This window comes from Kribbella sp. NBC_00359, assembly GCF_036097425.1.
Taxonomy (GTDB): domain Bacteria; phylum Actinomycetota; class Actinomycetes; order Propionibacteriales; family Kribbellaceae; genus Kribbella.
Genome location: NZ_CP107975.1, coordinates 3,364,637 through 3,381,192 on the forward strand (window position 1 = coordinate 3,364,637; position 16,556 = coordinate 3,381,192).

Annotated in this window: 16 protein-coding genes and 1 pseudogene; 6 read left to right on the forward strand and 11 right to left on the reverse strand. The window is 69.3% G+C overall.

Annotated features, from left to right (window positions below):
* Positions 1-34: 34 nt before the first annotated feature.
* Genes OG876_RS16450 through OG876_RS16460 form a run of 3 tightly spaced genes read right to left on the reverse strand, consistent with a single transcriptional unit; the run spans position 35 to position 2,483 of the window.
* On the reverse strand, positions 35-643 hold the full coding sequence (locus tag OG876_RS16450) for an SGNH/GDSL hydrolase family protein (RefSeq protein WP_328525737.1): 609 nt from the start codon (positions 641-643) through the stop codon (positions 35-37).
* Positions 640-1,737, reverse strand: coding sequence for a Gfo/Idh/MocA family protein (locus tag OG876_RS16455; RefSeq protein WP_328525738.1), 1,098 nt, complete (start codon positions 1,735-1,737; stop codon positions 640-642). Before OG876_RS16455 ends, OG876_RS16450 begins: the two co-directional genes overlap by 4 nt.
* The gene (locus tag OG876_RS16460; RefSeq protein ID WP_328525739.1) at positions 1,734-2,483 is read right to left on the reverse strand and encodes a sugar phosphate isomerase/epimerase family protein; all 750 of its coding nucleotides are present in this window, start codon (positions 2,481-2,483) and stop codon (positions 1,734-1,736) included. Before OG876_RS16460 ends, OG876_RS16455 begins: the two co-directional genes overlap by 4 nt.
* Before the next feature lie 281 nt (positions 2,484-2,764).
* On the opposite strand from OG876_RS16460, the pseudogene OG876_RS44040 reads away from it, so the two are divergent.
* Both OG876_RS44040 and OG876_RS16470 read left to right on the forward strand, forming a co-directional pair.
* Positions 2,765-2,962, forward strand: a pseudogene (locus OG876_RS44040) (LacI family DNA-binding transcriptional regulator); the annotation flags it as partial.
* Between the two features lie 56 nt (positions 2,963-3,018).
* Positions 3,019-3,420, forward strand: coding sequence for a substrate-binding domain-containing protein (locus OG876_RS16470; protein WP_328525741.1), 402 nt, complete (start codon positions 3,019-3,021; stop codon positions 3,418-3,420).
* Positions 3,421-3,437: 17 nt separating this feature from the next.
* Here the strand turns inward: OG876_RS16470 and OG876_RS16475 are convergent, their stop codons facing one another.
* From OG876_RS16475 to OG876_RS16485, 3 genes are all read right to left on the reverse strand, one after another.
* The gene (locus OG876_RS16475; RefSeq protein ID WP_328525742.1) at positions 3,438-5,531 is read right to left on the reverse strand and encodes a molybdopterin-dependent oxidoreductase; all 2,094 of its coding nucleotides are present in this window, start codon (positions 5,529-5,531) and stop codon (positions 3,438-3,440) included.
* A 35-nt stretch (positions 5,532-5,566) separates the two neighbouring features.
* Positions 5,567-6,079 (reverse strand): AAA family ATPase, encoded by a 513-nt coding sequence (locus OG876_RS16480; protein WP_328525743.1) that lies wholly within the window; start codon positions 6,077-6,079, stop codon positions 5,567-5,569.
* Positions 6,080-6,170: 91 nt separating this feature from the next.
* Positions 6,171-6,770 (reverse strand): TetR/AcrR family transcriptional regulator, encoded by a 600-nt coding sequence (locus OG876_RS16485; RefSeq protein ID WP_328525744.1) that lies wholly within the window; start codon positions 6,768-6,770, stop codon positions 6,171-6,173.
* Positions 6,771-6,848: 78 nt separating this feature from the next.
* Here OG876_RS16485 and OG876_RS16490 point away from each other — a divergent pair, with 78 nt between their 5' ends.
* From OG876_RS16490 to OG876_RS16500, 3 genes are read left to right on the forward strand one after another with little or no spacing between them, the layout of a single operon-like run.
* Positions 6,849-7,397, forward strand: coding sequence for a 2TM domain-containing protein (locus OG876_RS16490; RefSeq protein ID WP_328525745.1), 549 nt, complete (start codon positions 6,849-6,851; stop codon positions 7,395-7,397).
* 40 nt (positions 7,398-7,437) lie between these two features.
* Entirely contained in the window at positions 7,438-8,079 is a 642-nt protein-coding gene (locus OG876_RS16495) for a Pr6Pr family membrane protein (RefSeq protein WP_328525746.1), read from the forward strand.
* Between the two features lie 4 nt (positions 8,080-8,083).
* Positions 8,084-8,734, forward strand: coding sequence for a class I SAM-dependent methyltransferase (locus tag OG876_RS16500; protein ID WP_328525747.1), 651 nt, complete (start codon positions 8,084-8,086; stop codon positions 8,732-8,734).
* A 157-nt stretch (positions 8,735-8,891) separates the two neighbouring features.
* Here OG876_RS16500 and OG876_RS16505 read toward each other — a convergent pair whose 3' ends face one another.
* Both OG876_RS16505 and OG876_RS16510 read right to left on the reverse strand, forming a co-directional pair.
* On the reverse strand, positions 8,892-9,542 hold the full coding sequence (locus tag OG876_RS16505) for a transglycosylase family protein (RefSeq protein WP_328525748.1): 651 nt from the start codon (positions 9,540-9,542) through the stop codon (positions 8,892-8,894).
* A gap of 358 nt (positions 9,543-9,900) precedes the next feature.
* On the reverse strand, positions 9,901-10,419 hold the full coding sequence (locus OG876_RS16510; protein ID WP_328525749.1) for a DUF5946 family protein: 519 nt from the start codon (positions 10,417-10,419) through the stop codon (positions 9,901-9,903).
* Between the two features lie 157 nt (positions 10,420-10,576).
* Between OG876_RS16510 and OG876_RS16515 the strand changes: the two genes are divergently transcribed.
* On the forward strand, positions 10,577-11,167 hold the full coding sequence (locus tag OG876_RS16515) for a response regulator transcription factor (protein ID WP_328525750.1): 591 nt from the start codon (positions 10,577-10,579) through the stop codon (positions 11,165-11,167).
* Here the strand turns inward: OG876_RS16515 and OG876_RS16520 are convergent.
* From OG876_RS16520 to OG876_RS16530, 3 genes are read right to left on the reverse strand one after another with little or no spacing between them, the layout of a single operon-like run.
* Positions 11,146-12,846 (reverse strand): ABC transporter ATP-binding protein, encoded by a 1,701-nt coding sequence (locus tag OG876_RS16520; protein WP_328525751.1) that lies wholly within the window; start codon positions 12,844-12,846, stop codon positions 11,146-11,148. The genes OG876_RS16515 and OG876_RS16520 overlap by 22 nt on opposite strands.
* Positions 12,843-14,495, reverse strand: coding sequence for an ABC transporter ATP-binding protein (locus OG876_RS16525; protein WP_328525752.1), 1,653 nt, complete (start codon positions 14,493-14,495; stop codon positions 12,843-12,845). The genes OG876_RS16520 and OG876_RS16525 overlap by 4 nt, the downstream gene beginning before the upstream one ends.
* Positions 14,492-16,459 carry a prolyl oligopeptidase family serine peptidase gene (locus OG876_RS16530; RefSeq protein WP_328525753.1) on the reverse strand — a complete coding sequence of 656 codons (1,968 nt, stop codon included), beginning with the start codon at positions 16,457-16,459 and terminating at the stop codon, positions 14,492-14,494. Before OG876_RS16530 ends, OG876_RS16525 begins: the two co-directional genes overlap by 4 nt.
* Positions 16,460-16,556: the final 97 nt, after the last annotated feature.

Here is a 16,556-nt window from a genome sequence, read left to right on the forward strand (position 1 = left end):
TGCGAACCGCTCCCCGTCGAGGGGAGCGGGGATTTCAGTCTTCGAGCACGACGCGTCGCCACAGGTCGGCGATCGCGCGGTGTCCGGCGGCGGTCGGGTGCACGCCGTCGTTGGCGAGTGTTGCCGCACCGACGGCCGCGGCCTGCCGGTTCAGCTCGACATCGGCCGGTACCAGGATGGCGCCGTACTCGACGGCGAGCTTACGGACCACGTCCAGCTTCGGATCGAGGTCCTCGCGCCACGCCTCCTGCCCGGCCTTCACCGGCAGCAAGAAGGGCTCGATCACGACGACGGGGCAGGTGAGCGGATCGAGCATCGCCCGGTACGACTCCTCGAACGACTCGGCCGTCGTCGGGTCGTCCTCGTCGTACCGCCGCCAGGTGTCGTTGATCCCGATCAGGATCGACACCACCGACGGCTCGTGGGCCAGCACATCGGCGGACCACCGGGCGGCCAGGTCGGCTGCCCGGTTGCCGCTGATGCCGGCGTTGACGATCCGCGGCCGGCGCGGACCGAGATCGTCGTACAGGGTGCGGACATAGCCGCCGCCGAGCCCGTCCGGGTCGGTACGGCGGCCGCAGTCGGTGACCGAGTCCCCGGCGAACACGAGGGTCCGCCGGGGATCGAGGAGGATCGTGGTCACAGGGTGGCCGCGGTGACGTCCCAGTCGTCCGGCAGGATCGGCGCGACCTCGACGGTGCTCTGCACGTCGACGAACGCGCCGGTGTCGATCGACTCGGTGATGGACGCCATCACGTCGACGATGTGGAACGCCAGCGCCCCGGTCGCCCGGTGCGGCCGGCCGGCCCGGATCGCCCGCGCCATCTCCAGCACGCCGGTGCCCCGCTCGGCCACCGCGGTGGTGCTCGCGAGCGTCTCCCACTCGTCCGCGCCCCGGCGGCGGATCTTGACGTCCCCGGCGAACCCGTTCGGGTCCGGTACGGCGAGCGTCGCCTCGGAGCCGGTGATCTCGACGAACCCGGCCCGCGACAGCGGCGAGTCGAAGCTGAAGATGCTCTGCGACGACTGCCCCGACTCGAACCGCGCGATCGCGCTGACGTGGGTCGGCACGGTCACGTCGAAGTCGGTCCCCGCCAGCGGACCGGATCCGATCGTGCGCTTCTCCCGCGACTTCGAGCCGAGCCCGGCCACCGCGCCGACCGGACCGAACAGCTGCACCAGCGTGGTCAGGTAGTACGGGCCGATGTCCCACAGCGGTCCAGCGCCCTCCTGGAACAGGAAGGCCGGGTTCGGGTGCCAGGACTCCGGGCCGGGCGACTGCATCAGGGTCAGCGCCGTCAGCGGCTGACCGATGTCACCGCGCTCGATGATGCGGCGCGACTCCTGCAGGCCCGGACCGAGGATGGTGTCGGGTGCGCAGCCCAGCCGCACGCCCGCGTCCTGGGCCGTCGACAGCAGCTTCAGGCCGCTGTCCTGGTCCAGCGAGAACGGCTTCTCACTCCACACATGCTTGCCTGCGGCAACCGCCGCCAGGGCCACCTCGACGTGTGCGACCGGGATGGTCAGGTTGACCACGATCTCGACGTCCGGGTGGTTCAGGACCGCGTCGGGACCGCCGTGGGTCTCGATCCCGTACTGCTCGGCCTTCTCCTTCGCCGCTTCCGGCCGCAGGTCGCCGATCGCGACCACCTTCAGGTCGGGGAAGCTCTGCATGCTCTTGATGTAGGCGTCGGAGATCACCCCGGCGCCGATCACACCTACGCCGACGGCACTCATGCCGGTGCACCCTCTCCGGTGAGGAACGTGTAGCTGCCCTCGACCGCGTCGAAGATCTCGCCGGAGAAGTCGTCCAGCTCGACCACGCGCAGCGCGTTCGGTGCGGCGGCCAGGATGTCCCGGACCGCGATGACGCCGTCGCCGACCGCGACCTGGGCCTTGTTGTCCAGCGTGCCGTCGCCGTCCTTGACGTGGATCGCCTTCACCCGGTCGCCGAACTTGCCGAGCAGCGCCGGTACGTCGGCGCCGCCGACGGCGGCCCAGTAGGTGTCCACCTCGAGGATCACGTCGTCGGACAGGTTGTCGACCAGGATCTCGAGCCCGTGCGCTCCGCCGATCTTGGACTCGAGCTCGAACTGGTGGTTGTGGTAGCCGACCGTGATGCCGTGGTCGGCGGCCTCGATCGCGGCCTTGTTCAGCCCGTCGGCGATGACCTTGATGTCGTCGGCGGACTGCCAGCGCGCGGGGTCGGTGTGCGGGTCGATCACGGTGCTGATGCCGAGCCGCTTCGCCGCGGCGTAGATCGGGGCGCTGTCGTCGCGGAGCAGGCCGGCGTGGGTGGTGGGTGCCGAGAGTCCGTGCTTGGGCAGCGCCTCGGCGAGACGGTCCGCGAAGGCGGTGACACCGAAGGGTTCGACCTTCGTGTAGCCGATCTCCGCGATGCGGGCCAGGGTGGCGTCGAAGTCCTCTTCGAGCTTGCCCCGGACCGTGTACAACTGGAGGGACAGGTTGTCCACTGCGACCATGGTTTCTCCTCGTCGTCGGCGCCTCGCCCGCTGCCCTGGGGTCCGCGCCGACTGATAAGCCGAACCGGTTAAGTAACGACGGCAACGCTATCCCACTCGACCCCCCCCACACCACCCTCCGCCCAACCACTGGGCGGTCACCTGGCACTTCCCGGGCCGGGAAGGTTTGATCAAATGATCACGCTCCGCGCCTGAGCGATGACACGGTGTGGAAACCGGCGCACACTGGAGGATTCCGGACCGACTCGTCAGCGGTCCGGCCGCCGTGAGGGGTGTTCGTCGTGGCTCGAGTGACCATCAAGGAGATCGCCAGACGCTGCGGCGTCTCCCAGGGCGCGGTGTCGTACGCGCTGAACAACCAGCCGGGGGTCTCCGCGGCCACCCGGGCCCGGGTCCTGAGAGTGGCCGCCGAACTGGAGTGGGTGCCCAACCGGGCCGCCCGGCAGTTGTCGGCGGCACGCAGCGAGACGTTCGGGCTCGGGTGGCCGGACCGCCGGAGTTCGGCGATGTGTGGATCCGGGACCAGGGGTTCGCAGTGGCCGGCCGGAGGCTCGACCTGGACGGCCGGATCCGGCACACGGACTTCTCCGCCGCCGAAGGCGCCTCCGCGACCCGCGAACTACTGACCGCCCGTTCGCGGCCGACTGCGATCATCTACGACAACGACCTGATGGCGGTGGCCGGCCTGGCCGTCGTCCAAGCGCTCGGTCTGCGTACGCCGGACGACGTCACGCTGGTCGCCTGGGACGACTCGACGCTGTGCCGGATCACGCACCCGGCCCTGACCGCGCTGAGCCACAACATCGTCGGCTACGGCGCCGAAGTAACCCACCGCCTCCTGGATCTCCTCACCGGAGCCGTCCCCCAAGCACACCTCTACTCCACCCCACTGCTCATCATCCGCGACAGCTCGGGCCCGCCACCGCTGCCCGCATAGCGCCTCGTCCAGACTCTTCAGCAGGCCGTCACCGTGACGGGTACGCCGTTCACGGCGGCGGTCCCGGCCACGGAGTCGGTGAAGTCCGCGTCGGTGATGTCGTTGGCGCTGGCGCCGGGGACCTGGTTGGCGACGGAGAGACGGGCGCCGGGGCGGCCGTGGCCGAAGCCGTGCGGGAGGCTGACCACGCCGGGCATCATGTCGTTGCTCGCGGCAACTTCCACCGCGACCGACCCGGCCGCGGACGTCACCGTGACCAGCTGCCCGTCGGCCAGGTCGCGCTTGGCCAGGTCCTCCGGGTTCATCAGCAGCTGATGCCGCGGCTTTCCCTTCACCAGCCGGGCCGAGTTGTGCATCCACGAGTTGTTGTTGCGCAGGTGCCGGCGCCCGATCAGCAGCAACTCGCCGTCACTCCCGGTCGCGAGCGCCTCCAGCCGGGGCAGGTCGTCCAGGATCATCCGCTGGGCGAGGTCGATCCGCTTGGTCTTGTGGTGCAGCGCCCCGGGCAACGCCGGCTGCAGCGGACCGAGGTCGATCCCGCCCGGCGATCTGCGCAGCTTCCGCAGCGACAGCCGGTACGGTCCGATCCGCAGTCCGAGGTCGACGATCCGTCGCGGCGACAACCGCAGTCGTGCCGTCATCTCGACCTTGCGCCGGCTCATCGGCGTACGGCGTACCAGGCCCAGGCCGAGGTCGCGGAAGATCTCCCAGTCGTGCCGGGCCTGCGGGGGCTTCGGCAGAACGGCGTCGTTCCAGCGGGAGGTGTTGCGGACCGCGAGCTGGTGGAAGATCACGTCGTAGTGGTCGCGCTCGAGCGGCGGCGCCGGCGGCAGGATCACGTCCGCGTGCCGGGTGGTCTCGTTGATGTACGGATCGACCGCGACCATGAAGTCCAGCGTGCCGAACGCCTCGTCGAGCCGGCGGCCGTTCGGCGTGGACAGCACCGGGTTGCCGGCCACCGTCACCATCGCCCGGATCCGGCCCTCACCCGGCGTCAGGATCTCCTCGGCCATCGTCGACACCGGCAGCTCGCCGCCGAACTCGGGCAACCCGCGGACCCGGCTCTTCCACAACCCGAGGTGGCCACGGCCGAGACCGAGCAGCGCGTTCACCGCCGGCCGCGGGAACATCGTGCCACCGGGCCGGTCCAGGTTCCCGGTGATGATGTTGAGCACCTGGATCGCCCACTGGCAGATCGCGCCGAACTGCTGCGTCGACACCCCGACGCGTCCGTAGCAGGCAGCCCGGTCGGCCGTCCCGAACTCGCGCGCGATCCGCCGGATCACCTCCGCGTCGATCCCGGTCATGCCCGCCGCGCGCTCGGGCGTCCACGGCTCGACCGCGGCCTCGACCGCCTCGAAACCATCGACGTACGACGCCGGCCGAGCGTGACCGTCCTCGATCACCTGACGGATCAGCGCGAGCAGGAAGGCGGCGTCCGTGCCCGGCCGGACGAAGTGGTGCTCGTCGGCGACCGCCGCGGTCTCGGTCCGGCGCGGGTCGATCACGACGACCTTGCCACCGCGCTTGCGCAGTTCCTTGAGCCGCCGCCCGAACCCGGGCGCGGTCATCATGCTCCCGTTCGAGGCGAGCGGATTGGCGCCGAGCATGAGCAGGTACGACGTCCGGTCGATGTCCGGCACGGCCACCATCAGCTGGTGCCCGTAGAGCAGGTACGACGCGAGCATGTGCGGGAGCTGGTCGATCGAGGTGGCGCTGAACCGGTTCCGGGTCCGGAGTTGCCGCACCATCGTCGGCAGGTGGGTGAGCGCGCCGAGACTGTGCACGTTCGGGTTGCCGAGGTAGACGCCGACAGCATTCCGGCCGTGCTCGCGCTGGATGTCGGTCAGCCGCCCGACCACCAGCTCGTACGCCGCCTCCCACCCGAGCTCCTGCCATCCGTCGGGAGTCCGCCGGACCGGCGTGGTCAGCCGGTCGGGGTCCTCCTGGAGATCGCGCAGCGCGACCGCCTTCGGGCAGATGTGGCCACGGGACAGCGGGTCCGACTCGTCGCCGCGGATGTCGGTCACGCGGCCGTCCTCGACCGTCACGAGCACACCGCAGATCGCTTCACACAGGTTGCACGAGGTCCGCCGTACCGTGGTCGCCATTCAGCCAAACTACCCCCGGGTAGCCTGTCCGGCCATTACTCGAAGCGCGCCTCGTCGAGGCGCCCGAGGATGGCGTCGACGGTCTCACCGGCGGAGAGGTCGGAGTTGTCGAGCCAGAGTCCGCGGCGCGGGCTGAACGCGTGCAGCTCGTAGTCGAGCTCGTCGACCAGGTGGTACGCCCCGCCGATCCGGCTGGAGATCACCTCGGGTCGCGGCGTCAGGACGACGAGATACCGCGGGCGGGTCCGGATCCCGTCGAGGAACTCGCGGAGCAGTTCGCCGATCACCACGTCCTCGAGGACCACGGTGAAGCCGGCGTCGGCGTACCCGTCCGCGACCTGGCAGGCGAGCCGGTAGCGGAGCTGGAGCTGCTTCTGGGCCGCGGCGCTGTCGTCGCGCATCGAGGCCTGTCCGCTGACGATCATCCGGCGGAAGACATCGCCGCGGAGGTGTACGCCGTACTGGAATCTCTCGGCCAGTAATTGGGAAACTGTCGACTTCCCCGCCGCCATGATCCCGCTGACGACGATCACCCCCTCGGACTCCATGCGGTGATGTTGCCACGCGGCGCAAGGTTTTAGTCAGGTCTCCCGGAATCTTGTCTGTAACCGGACAGAAAACCTTGGTTTGCAAGGCTTTTCAGGCCAGCAGCGACTCGACGTGGAGCCGGAGAAGCTGCCGGACCCGGGTCGGTGTGGTCCGGTCGGGCTGGATCGCCGCGTGCAGGGCCAGGCCGTCGATCACCGCGTGCAAACGCTCGACCTCGCGGCGTAGATCGAGGCCCTCTGTCAGGAGGCCGGCCTGGGCGAGTGCCTGCAGCAGCGATTCGCAGAGTTGGCGCAGTCCGTTGTGCACGGTGTCGACGTGTTCGTGCAGGGTGCCGGCGCCGGACTCGGCCTGGGCCTGGGCCATGAACGCGATCCAGACGTCGAACTCGGCGCGGCGTTCGGCGTCGAGCGGGAGGGCTTCCTCGAGGTAGCGCAGCACGACCGTGGTCGGACTGCCCTTGGCGTCCAGAGCCTCGATCCGCTGCGTCACCCGTCGGGTGACCAGGTCCATCGCGAAACTCAGCAGACCGTCCTGGTCCGGGAAGTAGTACCGGACGGCGCCCGGGGACCAGCCGGCCTCGGCGGCGATGGTGCGGACCGAGGCGGCGCGGATGCCGTCGCGGCGGACCACGCGCCAAAGCGCCTCGGCGATCTCCTCGCGGCGGGTCTCGTGGTCGACGATCTTGGGCATGCGGCCTTTTTAGCACAGCCGTGCTAGAGTCTTGTCTCAACACAGTCGTACTTAATAAACTCGGGAGGGTGAACCGCTGTGCTGCTCGCTGTGATCGCCGGGTGTGAGATCGGCTTCTGGGTTCTGCTCGCCGCCGGGATGGTGACGCGCTACCTGCTCAAGCTGCCCAGGGCGGGCCTGGTGCTGCTGGCCGCCGTACCGCTGGTCGACGTGGTGATGCTCGCGGCCAGCGTGATCGACATCCACCGCGGCGGGGTGCCGGCGTTCAAGCACTCACTGGCCGCGATCTTCATCGGGGTCAGCGTCGGCTTCGGTCATCAGACGCTGAAGTGGGCGGACAAGTGGGCCGCGCACTTCCTGGGCGGTGCGCCGCGCCCGGTCAAGCCGCCGAAGCGCGGTCCGGAGCGTGCTCGTCGCGAGCGCGCCGGATGGTTCCGCCACCTGCTCGCGTACGTCGTCGCTGTCGGCATCATGATCGGCCTCGGCCTGCTGTCCGGTCGCGGGTACGACGCCGCCCTCGCGCCGGCCGGGACCTGGACGATCGTGCTGGTGATCGACGCCATCGTCTCGTTCAGTTACAGCTTCGGCCGCGCCGGCGACGAGGCCCGGGAGAAGGAGTCGGTCTGAGATCCCCTCGCCGGGCGCTCCGGCGTCGTACATTTCGGACATGACGACGACGGGGCGTAGCTGGGCCGGGATGACCGCTCTGGTGGTGGCGGCCGGGATCGTGATCCAGTTGATCGTGACGGCGAACGGGACCGAGGGGTTCTTCCCGGACAACCCGGACCGCGTGTTCAACGTGTTCGCGTACTTCACCATCCAGTCGAACCTGTTGCTCGGCGGGACCGCGCTGATGCTGGCTCTGCAACCGGATCGGCCGGAGAGCACGCTGTTCAAGACGCTGCGGCTGAACGGCGTGCTCTGCATCGCCGTGACCGGGATTGTCTACCACCTCGTACTGGCCGGGTCGGACGACCCGCACGGGTGGGCGGCGGTGGCCAACTTCCTGCTGCACACGCTGGCCCCCGTGGTCGGGGTGGTGGGCTGGCTGCTCTTCGGTCCGCGCGGGCAGACCGATGCGCGGATCGTTTCGTGGTCGATTGTTTACCCGCTGCTGTGGCTCGTGTTCACACTCATCCGCGGCGAGTTCGTCGGGTTCTACCCGTATCCGTTCGTGAACGTCGACGAGCACGGGTACGCACGGGTGCTGCTGAACTGTCTGCTGGTCGCGGTACTGTTCCTGGCTCTGGCCGCCGGGGCGACCTACCTCGACCGCCGTTTGCACCGGAAGACAACCGTCGAAAGGTAGACCCGTGCTGGTGACCTCGCGCTCGTACGCCGAGTACGAAGCGATGTTCGACCTGAAGGACCTCCCCGACTCCGTGCTCGACTGCTGTGCGGGTGGTGCCGGGTTCACCGCCGAAGCCGCCGCCCGTGGCGTCGACGCGATCGCCGCCGATCCGGCGTACGAGCTCGATCACCCCGAGCTGGTCGACACGGTCCGGCGGAGCCTGCCGGCCACGGCCGGGATCGTGGACGAGCACCAGGGGAGCTTCGTCTGGCACTGGTACGGGTCGCCCGAGCGCAAGGACCAGTACCGCATCGAGGCCGCCGACGCGTTCCTGCAGGACGTCGCGGCCGCACCCGAGCGGTACGTCGCGGCTGGCCTCCCGGAGCTGCCCTTCGGCGACGGGCGCTTCGAGCTGGTGCTGTGCTCACACCTGCTGTTCACGTGGGCCGACAAGTACGACCGCGACTGGCACGAGGCGGCGCTGCGGGAGCTGATCCGGGTGGCCAACTCCGAGGTCCGCATCTTCCCGCTGGTCATGCAAGGTGCCGGTGAGTCGGTGCCGTATCTGCAGGACATGCTGCAGGGGCTCGACGGCGTCACCTGGGAGATCCGCAAGGTGCCTTACGAGTTCCAGGCCGGGGCCGACGAGATGCTGGTCATCACTCGCACCTGACGTTTGGTGCTTCCCACCCGGTCGCCATCCCGGATGAGTTGCGCACTGACCCGCCACGAGGGGTGGGAAGCGCCAAACGGCAGCTACCGCAGGCCTGCCGGGCCGATCGAGTGGTGGAGGACGTTCCGCCACTCGATCGGTTGGATGGCAGGCTGGTTCAGCGGAGGTACTTGCCGCAGACGGGCCACGGGGAGGCGCCGCGCTGGGCGTAGAGCTTCTTCGCGCGCATCAGCTGCTCGCCCGCGGACGCGCTCGCCGGGCTGCCGGAGCCGCCGACGCTGCGCCACGTCTGCCTGTCGAACTGGAACAGCCCGTAGTACCCGGCCGAGTTGACGGCCCGCGGGTTCCCACCGGACTCACAGTTGGCGACCTTGGCCCAGGCGCCGCTCAGGTTGGCCTTGCCGCTGGACGTGGAGCGATCCTTGGACCGGCTGTCCCGCACCTTGCGCTCGGCCTTGCGGACCTTCTTCGTCTCGACCTTGTGGGTCTTCTTCGTCTCGGCCTTCTTCGCGCTGACCTTCCTCGGCGCGGGAGCGGCGGCCTTGTTCGCGCCGTCCAGCGAGAGGGTCTGCCCGATCAGGATCAGGTCCGGGTCCTTGAGGTTGTTGATCTTCGCCAGCTGGTGCCAGTCGGCACCGTTCGCCTGGGCGATTTCTGAGAGGGTGTCGCCGGCCTTGACCGTGTAGTCGGTCGCGAAGGCCGCGCCGGCGCCGGCGGCGGTGATGCCGGCCCCGAGACCGGCGATCGTGATCGTCCGGGCCACCCGGCGAGTACTTCGCCGGGGGCGCGCATGTCGGGCTTTGGACATCAGAAAAGCGCTCCTCGTGAGCTGGGCATGGTGAAACTCACCAGGCCCCCCGTCAGGGGATGGGGGCATCCGGGCAGGTCACAGGACAGCGTCCGAATGGTCACGCCACGGTAACGACGCGACCTGAGCCATCCTGTGCGACCTTGGCCCGAAGCGCAAGGCCAATCGGGGAATCTGCCCCGGGTTTTTTCCGTCGCTTGACGTAGCGAAAGCCCAACAACAGAACGGTTTCCGGTGCGACGCGCCGAAGGTTTGAGCGCGGCCGGAGGGGGGAGGCAACGCTGCGCAACCGCCCGGTTTCCCGCCCGTGCAGCGGTCGGGAACAGGTCGTTTTCCCACCTGCTGGACCTGCCCCGTCTCAGCGCCGGAAGTATCGCGGTGGGACCAGGTCGTTGGTGAGCTTCCGGATCACGTCCTGCTCCTCGGCCGGCCACGACTCCCACACCTCCCGCGCCCACGCGATCAGTGCGGCCTCCACGTCCCCGACCTCACCTGCCGTGAGTACGTCGTACGCCGTGAGCCGGCCGACTGTCGCGGGTGGGGTCAGCGCGGGCCAGTCGTCGTACGCATTGGCCATGATCCCGTGGGCGGTGCGGACGTCGATGTTGCCGGAGCCGCGCTCCAAGTACATATAGAGGCCGTTCAGTGCGAACACCGGCCCGATGCGTGGGGCGTCCGGGCTGACGTGCTGGGCGCCGTACGCGTCGATCCGCAGCTGGTGCAGATACCCGAGCCGAGCCGCGTGCTCCAGCTCGTAACCGAGCAGCTCACCGGCGACCTCCAGGCACGCCGGGGAGGCGGTGTTCTTCGCCTCGCCCGGCCAGTCCGAGCGCGGGAGTACGGCGCCGCACCCTGGGCAGGCTGATTCTTTCCCCACCCCAGCGCCCCGGCCAGGGGATTCGTGCGTGTCATCGGGGGAGTTCACTCGTTGATCGAAGCACGGGCACCGCTGTCCGGCAGCTGGTTTTCACCGCGGCGGCGCGGTGACTGCGGGATGAGGCGACGGATGTGATGGGGGCAGAGCGGTGATCCGAGTGGCTCTCGGCCATCGTGGCACGTTGGTGCGTGGTGCACTGGCCGCGGTGCTGTCAAGGGAGAACGATCTGGACGTGGTGGCCGAGCTGGACCGCTCGGAGGACGTCCTGCAGGTGGCCGGCCGGCGGCCGCATGTCGTGCTGCTCGATCCACAGCTGCCCGGGCGGATCCGGATCGAGGAGCTGTGCCGGAAGCTGACCGGCCGCGGAGTCCTGATGCTGATCGACCACGAGGCGATCGTCGCGACCAGTCTCGCGCTGGTGAAGCAGGCGCCGCGGATCGGGCTGATCGCGACCGACGCCACCACCGACCAGTTGGTGCAGGCGGTGCGCGACGTCGCGAAGGGCCTGCCGGTGGTCGACGTACGCCTCGCCGTGGCCGCGTTGAAGGCGGGCGACAATCCGCTGACCGATCGCGAGTGTGAAGTCCTGCGACAGGTCACCACGGGCGCTACGGCCCAGGAGGTCGCGCGGACCTTGAGCCTGAGCACCGGGACCGTGCGCAACTACCTGTCCCGCATCCTCGCCAAGACCGGAGCCCGCAGTCGCATCGAGGCGATCCGGAAGGCTCAGGACGCCGGCTGGATCTGACTCCGGCCGATCGCCGGCGCCCAGTTGCCGTGCAGGTCGCGGTACATGCGGGACGTGCGCATCAGGCTGACGTGGGTGCCGAGAGTCGCTTTGTTGCCGTCGAGCACCAAGATGCGCCGCGCACGCAGCGCCGAGCTGATCCGGTGCGCGATGACGATGAGCGTCCCGTCCCGCTTGGCAAACGCCTCCTCCGCCAACCGCTCGGCCTCCGGATCCAGGAAGCAGGTCGCTTCATCCAGTACGACGAGCGGCGCGGGTGACAAGTACGCGCGCACCAATGCGATCAACTGCTTCTCTCCAGCCGACAACTCGCCCGGCTTGACCTCACCCGTAAGCCCGCCGATCTTCTCGATCAGGCGTTCTGCTCCCACTGCCTCAACCGCGGCGCCGACACAGATCCGCTCAGTTGTTGCGGCAGGCAACAAGTAGGTCAGGTTGTCGAGTACGGTCCCGGAGAAGACGTACGCCTCCTGCGGGATCAGCACCCGCGTCTCCGCCAACCGCTCCGCAGTCACCTCCGCCGGTGGGACACCGCCCAGCAGCACCTTCCCGCCGGTCGGCGTCAGCATCCCGCACACCAGCCCCGCCAGCGTCGACTTCCCGATGCCGCTCGGCCCGACCACCGCGAGATGCTCGCCTTCGGGAATGATCAGCTCGAGCCTGTCCAGCACCGGCTCGGCATTCGGCCCGTACGCGAAGGTCAAACCACGGATCCGGACCGCGAACCCGCCCGGAGCCCCGCCGCGCTTGGCCTCCGGCGCGGCCGTCGACGCATCCAGGATCCGCCCGAGCGTGATCACGTACCGCAGACCGCTGTCTCCGAGCGCGCTCATCACCGTGTTCAACGCAGGCTGCAACCCGATCAACACATACGTCAATCCACCGAGCAGCGTGCCCGTGCTGACTCCGCGCCCGACCAGCCACGGCCCGGCCGCCAACAGGATCAGCAGCGGCAACCACCCACCGACCGCGAAGCACAACGTTCGCAGCGCCGCGACCTTGGCCAGGGCGCGTTCCGCCGACGCGTGGGCCTCGATCGGCTCCCCGACCAGATGCTCGGCGAACTCCTCCGTCCCGGCCGCGGTGATGTCCCGCACCCCGTCGAACACCATCCCCGCCGACGCCGCCAGTTCCTCGTCCGCCTTCAGCGAGGCCCGGACCCGATCCGCCGCCATCCCCAGCACCGCCAGCGACAACGCGAACCCAACCAGAAAAGGCGGTACGACGAACGCCGCAACCAGCGGAGCCAGTGACAACAACCCGGTCAGCACACCGAACAACGTCACCGCGAAGCTCCGCAGCACCAGTACCAACCCGGCGAACGTGTCCCGGACGATCTCCACCTGCCGATTCAATCGAGCAACCGCACCGTCGTCCCCGGACCGCAGTGCGCCGGCGACAACCCGCCGTACCAAGTCATCCCGCAGCGGCTCGACCACATCACCCAACCGCCCGTAGACCTGACGAGCACCCGCCGCCCCCAGACAGGCGGTCGCGACCAGGCCCCCAAGCCACACGATCCCTTGCCACGCACGTCCCTCGAGAAAGCTATCGGTCGCCCGGGCAACCGCCACTCCGTAGATCGCCGTCGGCAATATCTCCGGAACGGACCACCCGATCAACCCGACCGTAGCCCGCTTCTTCAACGCTACGGCGCCGTACGCCAGTTCTCTCCTCATCCAAAGACTTCGCGGTACGACGTGTTGTGCCAGAGGTCGGCGTGGGGGGCTACGGCGCGGACCTGGCCGTGGTCGAGCCAGACGACCAGGTCGGCGCGGGCCGCGGTGGCTGGGCGGTGGGTGACGATCAGGCGGGTGCGGTGGTGCCGGTCTTCGGTCAGCGTGCGGCTGATCTGCCGCTCGGTAGCGGTGTCGAGGCTCGAGGTCGCGTCGTCGAGTACCAGCAGGCGGTTCGCCGACCAGGCTCGGGCGAGGCCGAGCCGTTGCCGTTCGCCGCCGGACATCGGTGCCCTGCGCAACGACGTGAAGTACCCGTCGGGCAGGCGGCTGACGAAGTCGTGCGCATGGGTGGCGCGGGCGGCGGCCAGCGTGCGGATCGGGCTGATCGCGTCGGGGGCGATCGCCTCGGCGATCGTGCGACCGACGAGCTGCGGACGCTCGAACGCGCATCCAACGGCACTGCGCAGCGCATGCCGGCTGACGGCCTGGAGGGGGACGCCGTCTAGCGACACCTGTCCGGTCGACGGATCACGCAGTCGCGCCGCGATCGCCGCGAGGACCGACTTGCCGGCGCCGCTCGGACCCACGACCGCGACGGTCACGCCACCAGGTAGGTCGAGATTCACGTTGTCCAGCAGGACGTTCCCACCCGCGACCACGCTGACTCCGTCGAACGTCAACTGCCCGGGGCCGGCCGGAATCGGCAGCGTGCCGTGGGCGATCGACTCGATCGACAGCACCTCGGCGGCCCGGTGCACACCGGCCTTGGCGCGGGCGATCTCTCCGAGTACGCCGGTCAGGTTGCCGAGGCCGGCCCCGAGTACGGCGTACTGGGAGGCGGCGAACAGTTCGCCTGCGGTGATGCGGCCGGAGACGAGTTGCAGCCCGCCGACGGCCAGTACGGCGACCAGCACGAGCGGGCCGACGACCGCGGCCTGCGCGCCGGAGCGGGCCAGGATGCGCCAGGTGACGACACCGTGCTTGTGCAGCTCGGGCAGGAATCCGAGGATGCGGCGCTCCTCGCGTTCCGTCGTACCGGCGGCGGTGATCGTGCGGATGCCGGTCAGCGATTCGGACAGCAGGGCGGCGATCCGGCCCTGGGTCTCCTGATAGGCGAGGCTCACGTTGGCGGTCCGCTTCGCGAACGTCCACAGGACCAGGATCACGAGCAGCACGCCGCCGAAGAAGGCTGCGGCGAGCCAGGGATCGATCAACGCCAGCAGGACGAGGCTGCCGACCGGCGGAGCGATCGCGGCGACCGCGGTCACGGCCGCCGGGCCTGCTTGCGCAGCGTCTGTGGCGTTGGCGGAGACCCGGGTGACGAGGTCGCCGGTCTCGAAGTCACGGGTGCCCTCCGGGCCGCCGTGCACGACGTGCTTGACCAGGCGATGCCTGAGCCACGCTGTGGTCTCAGTGACGCAAGCAGCGCCGGCGAACGCGTCGACAATGCTCGCCGCGATCCCGAGCGCGATCAGTGCGGCCGCCGCCATCAGCCATTGCGTGTAGCCGGCACCCGCCACAATCGCGTCGACAGAACGACCGAGGATCGCCGGGAGCGCCAGCGTCACGCCGCTGCCGATCAAGGCATTGATCCCGATCAGCGGCAACCACCCCCGCCCCCGCTTGGCAACATCCCCAAAGCCGATCATGACGCCGCCGTGCATCGATCGGCACGCCCGCTGCGATCGGCTGGCTCGGTCTGCGCGGCGAGTCCGGTTTGGTCGGACAGGAAGGCCAGCATGTCGGCCGCCAGGCTGGCACCTCCGGTGGCATGCCCTGCGTCTGCTTCCAGGCGCAGCAGGATCGGCCGACCACTCTCGGTCGCGTGTTGCAGAGCGGCGCACATCTTCCTTGCGTGCAAGGGATCCACGCGCGTGTCGTTCCCGAAGACAGTGAACAGCACAGCCGGATACTTCACCCCGTCGACGACCCGGTGGTACGGCGAGTAGGACAACAGGTTCTGGAAGTCGTCGGGATCCTGAGCCGACCCGAACTCCGGGACCCAGCGCTCGCCCAGACCGGACAGCTCGTAGCGGGCCATGTCTGTCAGCGGCGCCGAGCAGACCGCGGCTGCGAACAACTCCGGTCGTTGCGTGATGGCGGCCGCGACGAGCAGACCGCCGTTCGACTCGCCGCACAGTGCCAGTTGATCCGGCGTCGTCCAGCCCTCGGCGATGAGGTGCTCGGCAGCGGCGATGAAGTCGTCGAAGACCTTCTGCTTGTGCCGCCGGATCCCGGCTTGATGCGACGCCTCGCCACGCTCGCCACCACCACGGGCAGATGCGGTGACGAAGATGCCACCGGCCTCGACCCAGGCCAACGCGAAGGCGGAGTACGTCGGGGTCAGCATCTGGCCGAATCCGCCGTATCCATAAAGCATCGTCGGCCGGGGTCCTTCGATGCCGGGCTTCTTGATCGCGCGCAGCTCGAGCGCGGTGCCGTCGGGGGAGGTGTAGGTGAGCGCGTGGGTCTCGGCTGCTGTCGCTGCCGCGGGTTCTTGCCGCCAAGGCGCAGTACGTCCGGTGGTCGCGTCGTAGCGGTAGACCGTCGGTGGCGTGATGCTGTCGGTATAGGTGAACCAGGCTCGCGCGCCACCATCGGTGCTCAGCGAGCCGATCGAGCCGCTTCCCGGGACGTCGACGGTCCCCAGTTGCCGGCCGGTCTCGCGCTCGTGCACGGTGATCCCACCCAGTGTGCCGACCAGGACGACGTCGTCGAGGACCGCCAGCCCGGTCAGGGGTGCATCAGGTGTGAGGTAGTCGTGCCAGACCGTCGGATCCGAGGAATCGCCGACACAGACCCGCCCGCTGGGCGCGCCCTGCGTGGTGACGACGTACAGGCGGCCGTCAGGACCGACCGTCATGACCGTGGTCGCGTCGACACCTTGCTGGACAGGCGTTGGCGGCTCAGCTGTGGACAGGTCCGCCAGCCACAGGTCGTTCGCCGCGCCGCGCACCGCCGAGATCGTCAGCCACCGACCGTCCGCGCTGATCTCGAGTCCGTACGACGCCTCGGCGGCCAGGATCGTGGTGTCGTCAGGCACGCCCAGCCGATGGCGTCGTACCTGACGGAAACGCACGTAATAGAAGGAGTTCCCGTCGGGAAGCCATGCGATCGGGGAGTAGCGGCAGCCGTCGATCGGGCCGTCGATGAGCTGACCCGTGGCTACATCGAGGATGTGGAGGACGGACTGCTCGTCTCCGCCCCGCGAGACTTGATACGCGAGCCGGCTGCCGTCCGGGGAAGGCTGCCAGCCGTCGAGCGTGCTCAGTCCGGTCGGGTCGAGCTCCAGCGGATCGAGCACCGGCCGCGAGTCGACGTACAACACCGCATGCTGCCGCCCCGCCTCCCGCCGCACCGTGAAGCACCGCTCGCCGCGCCACACCGGAGTCGACACGCTGCCGACGTTCGACAGCTCTCGCACTCGGTTGCGCAGGCGGAACCGGTTGGACAACGAGCCGGCGTACTCCAGCCACACGTCCTGCTGGCCCGCCAGCCACCGCACGGTGTCGTCACCCGAGGCATCCTCGAGCCACCGGTACGGATCCCCCACGGCACTACCGTGCACCTGCTCCACGAGCGGTAGCCGCTCGGCGCATGGATAAGACTGCACGGAGTCCCTCACCCCTCTCATTCCGTCCTGCCCAATCAACGACCGCCGGGGCTCCGGGCTACCCCGGAATCCTGAGGTCGTCCTGGCAGGGAACGCC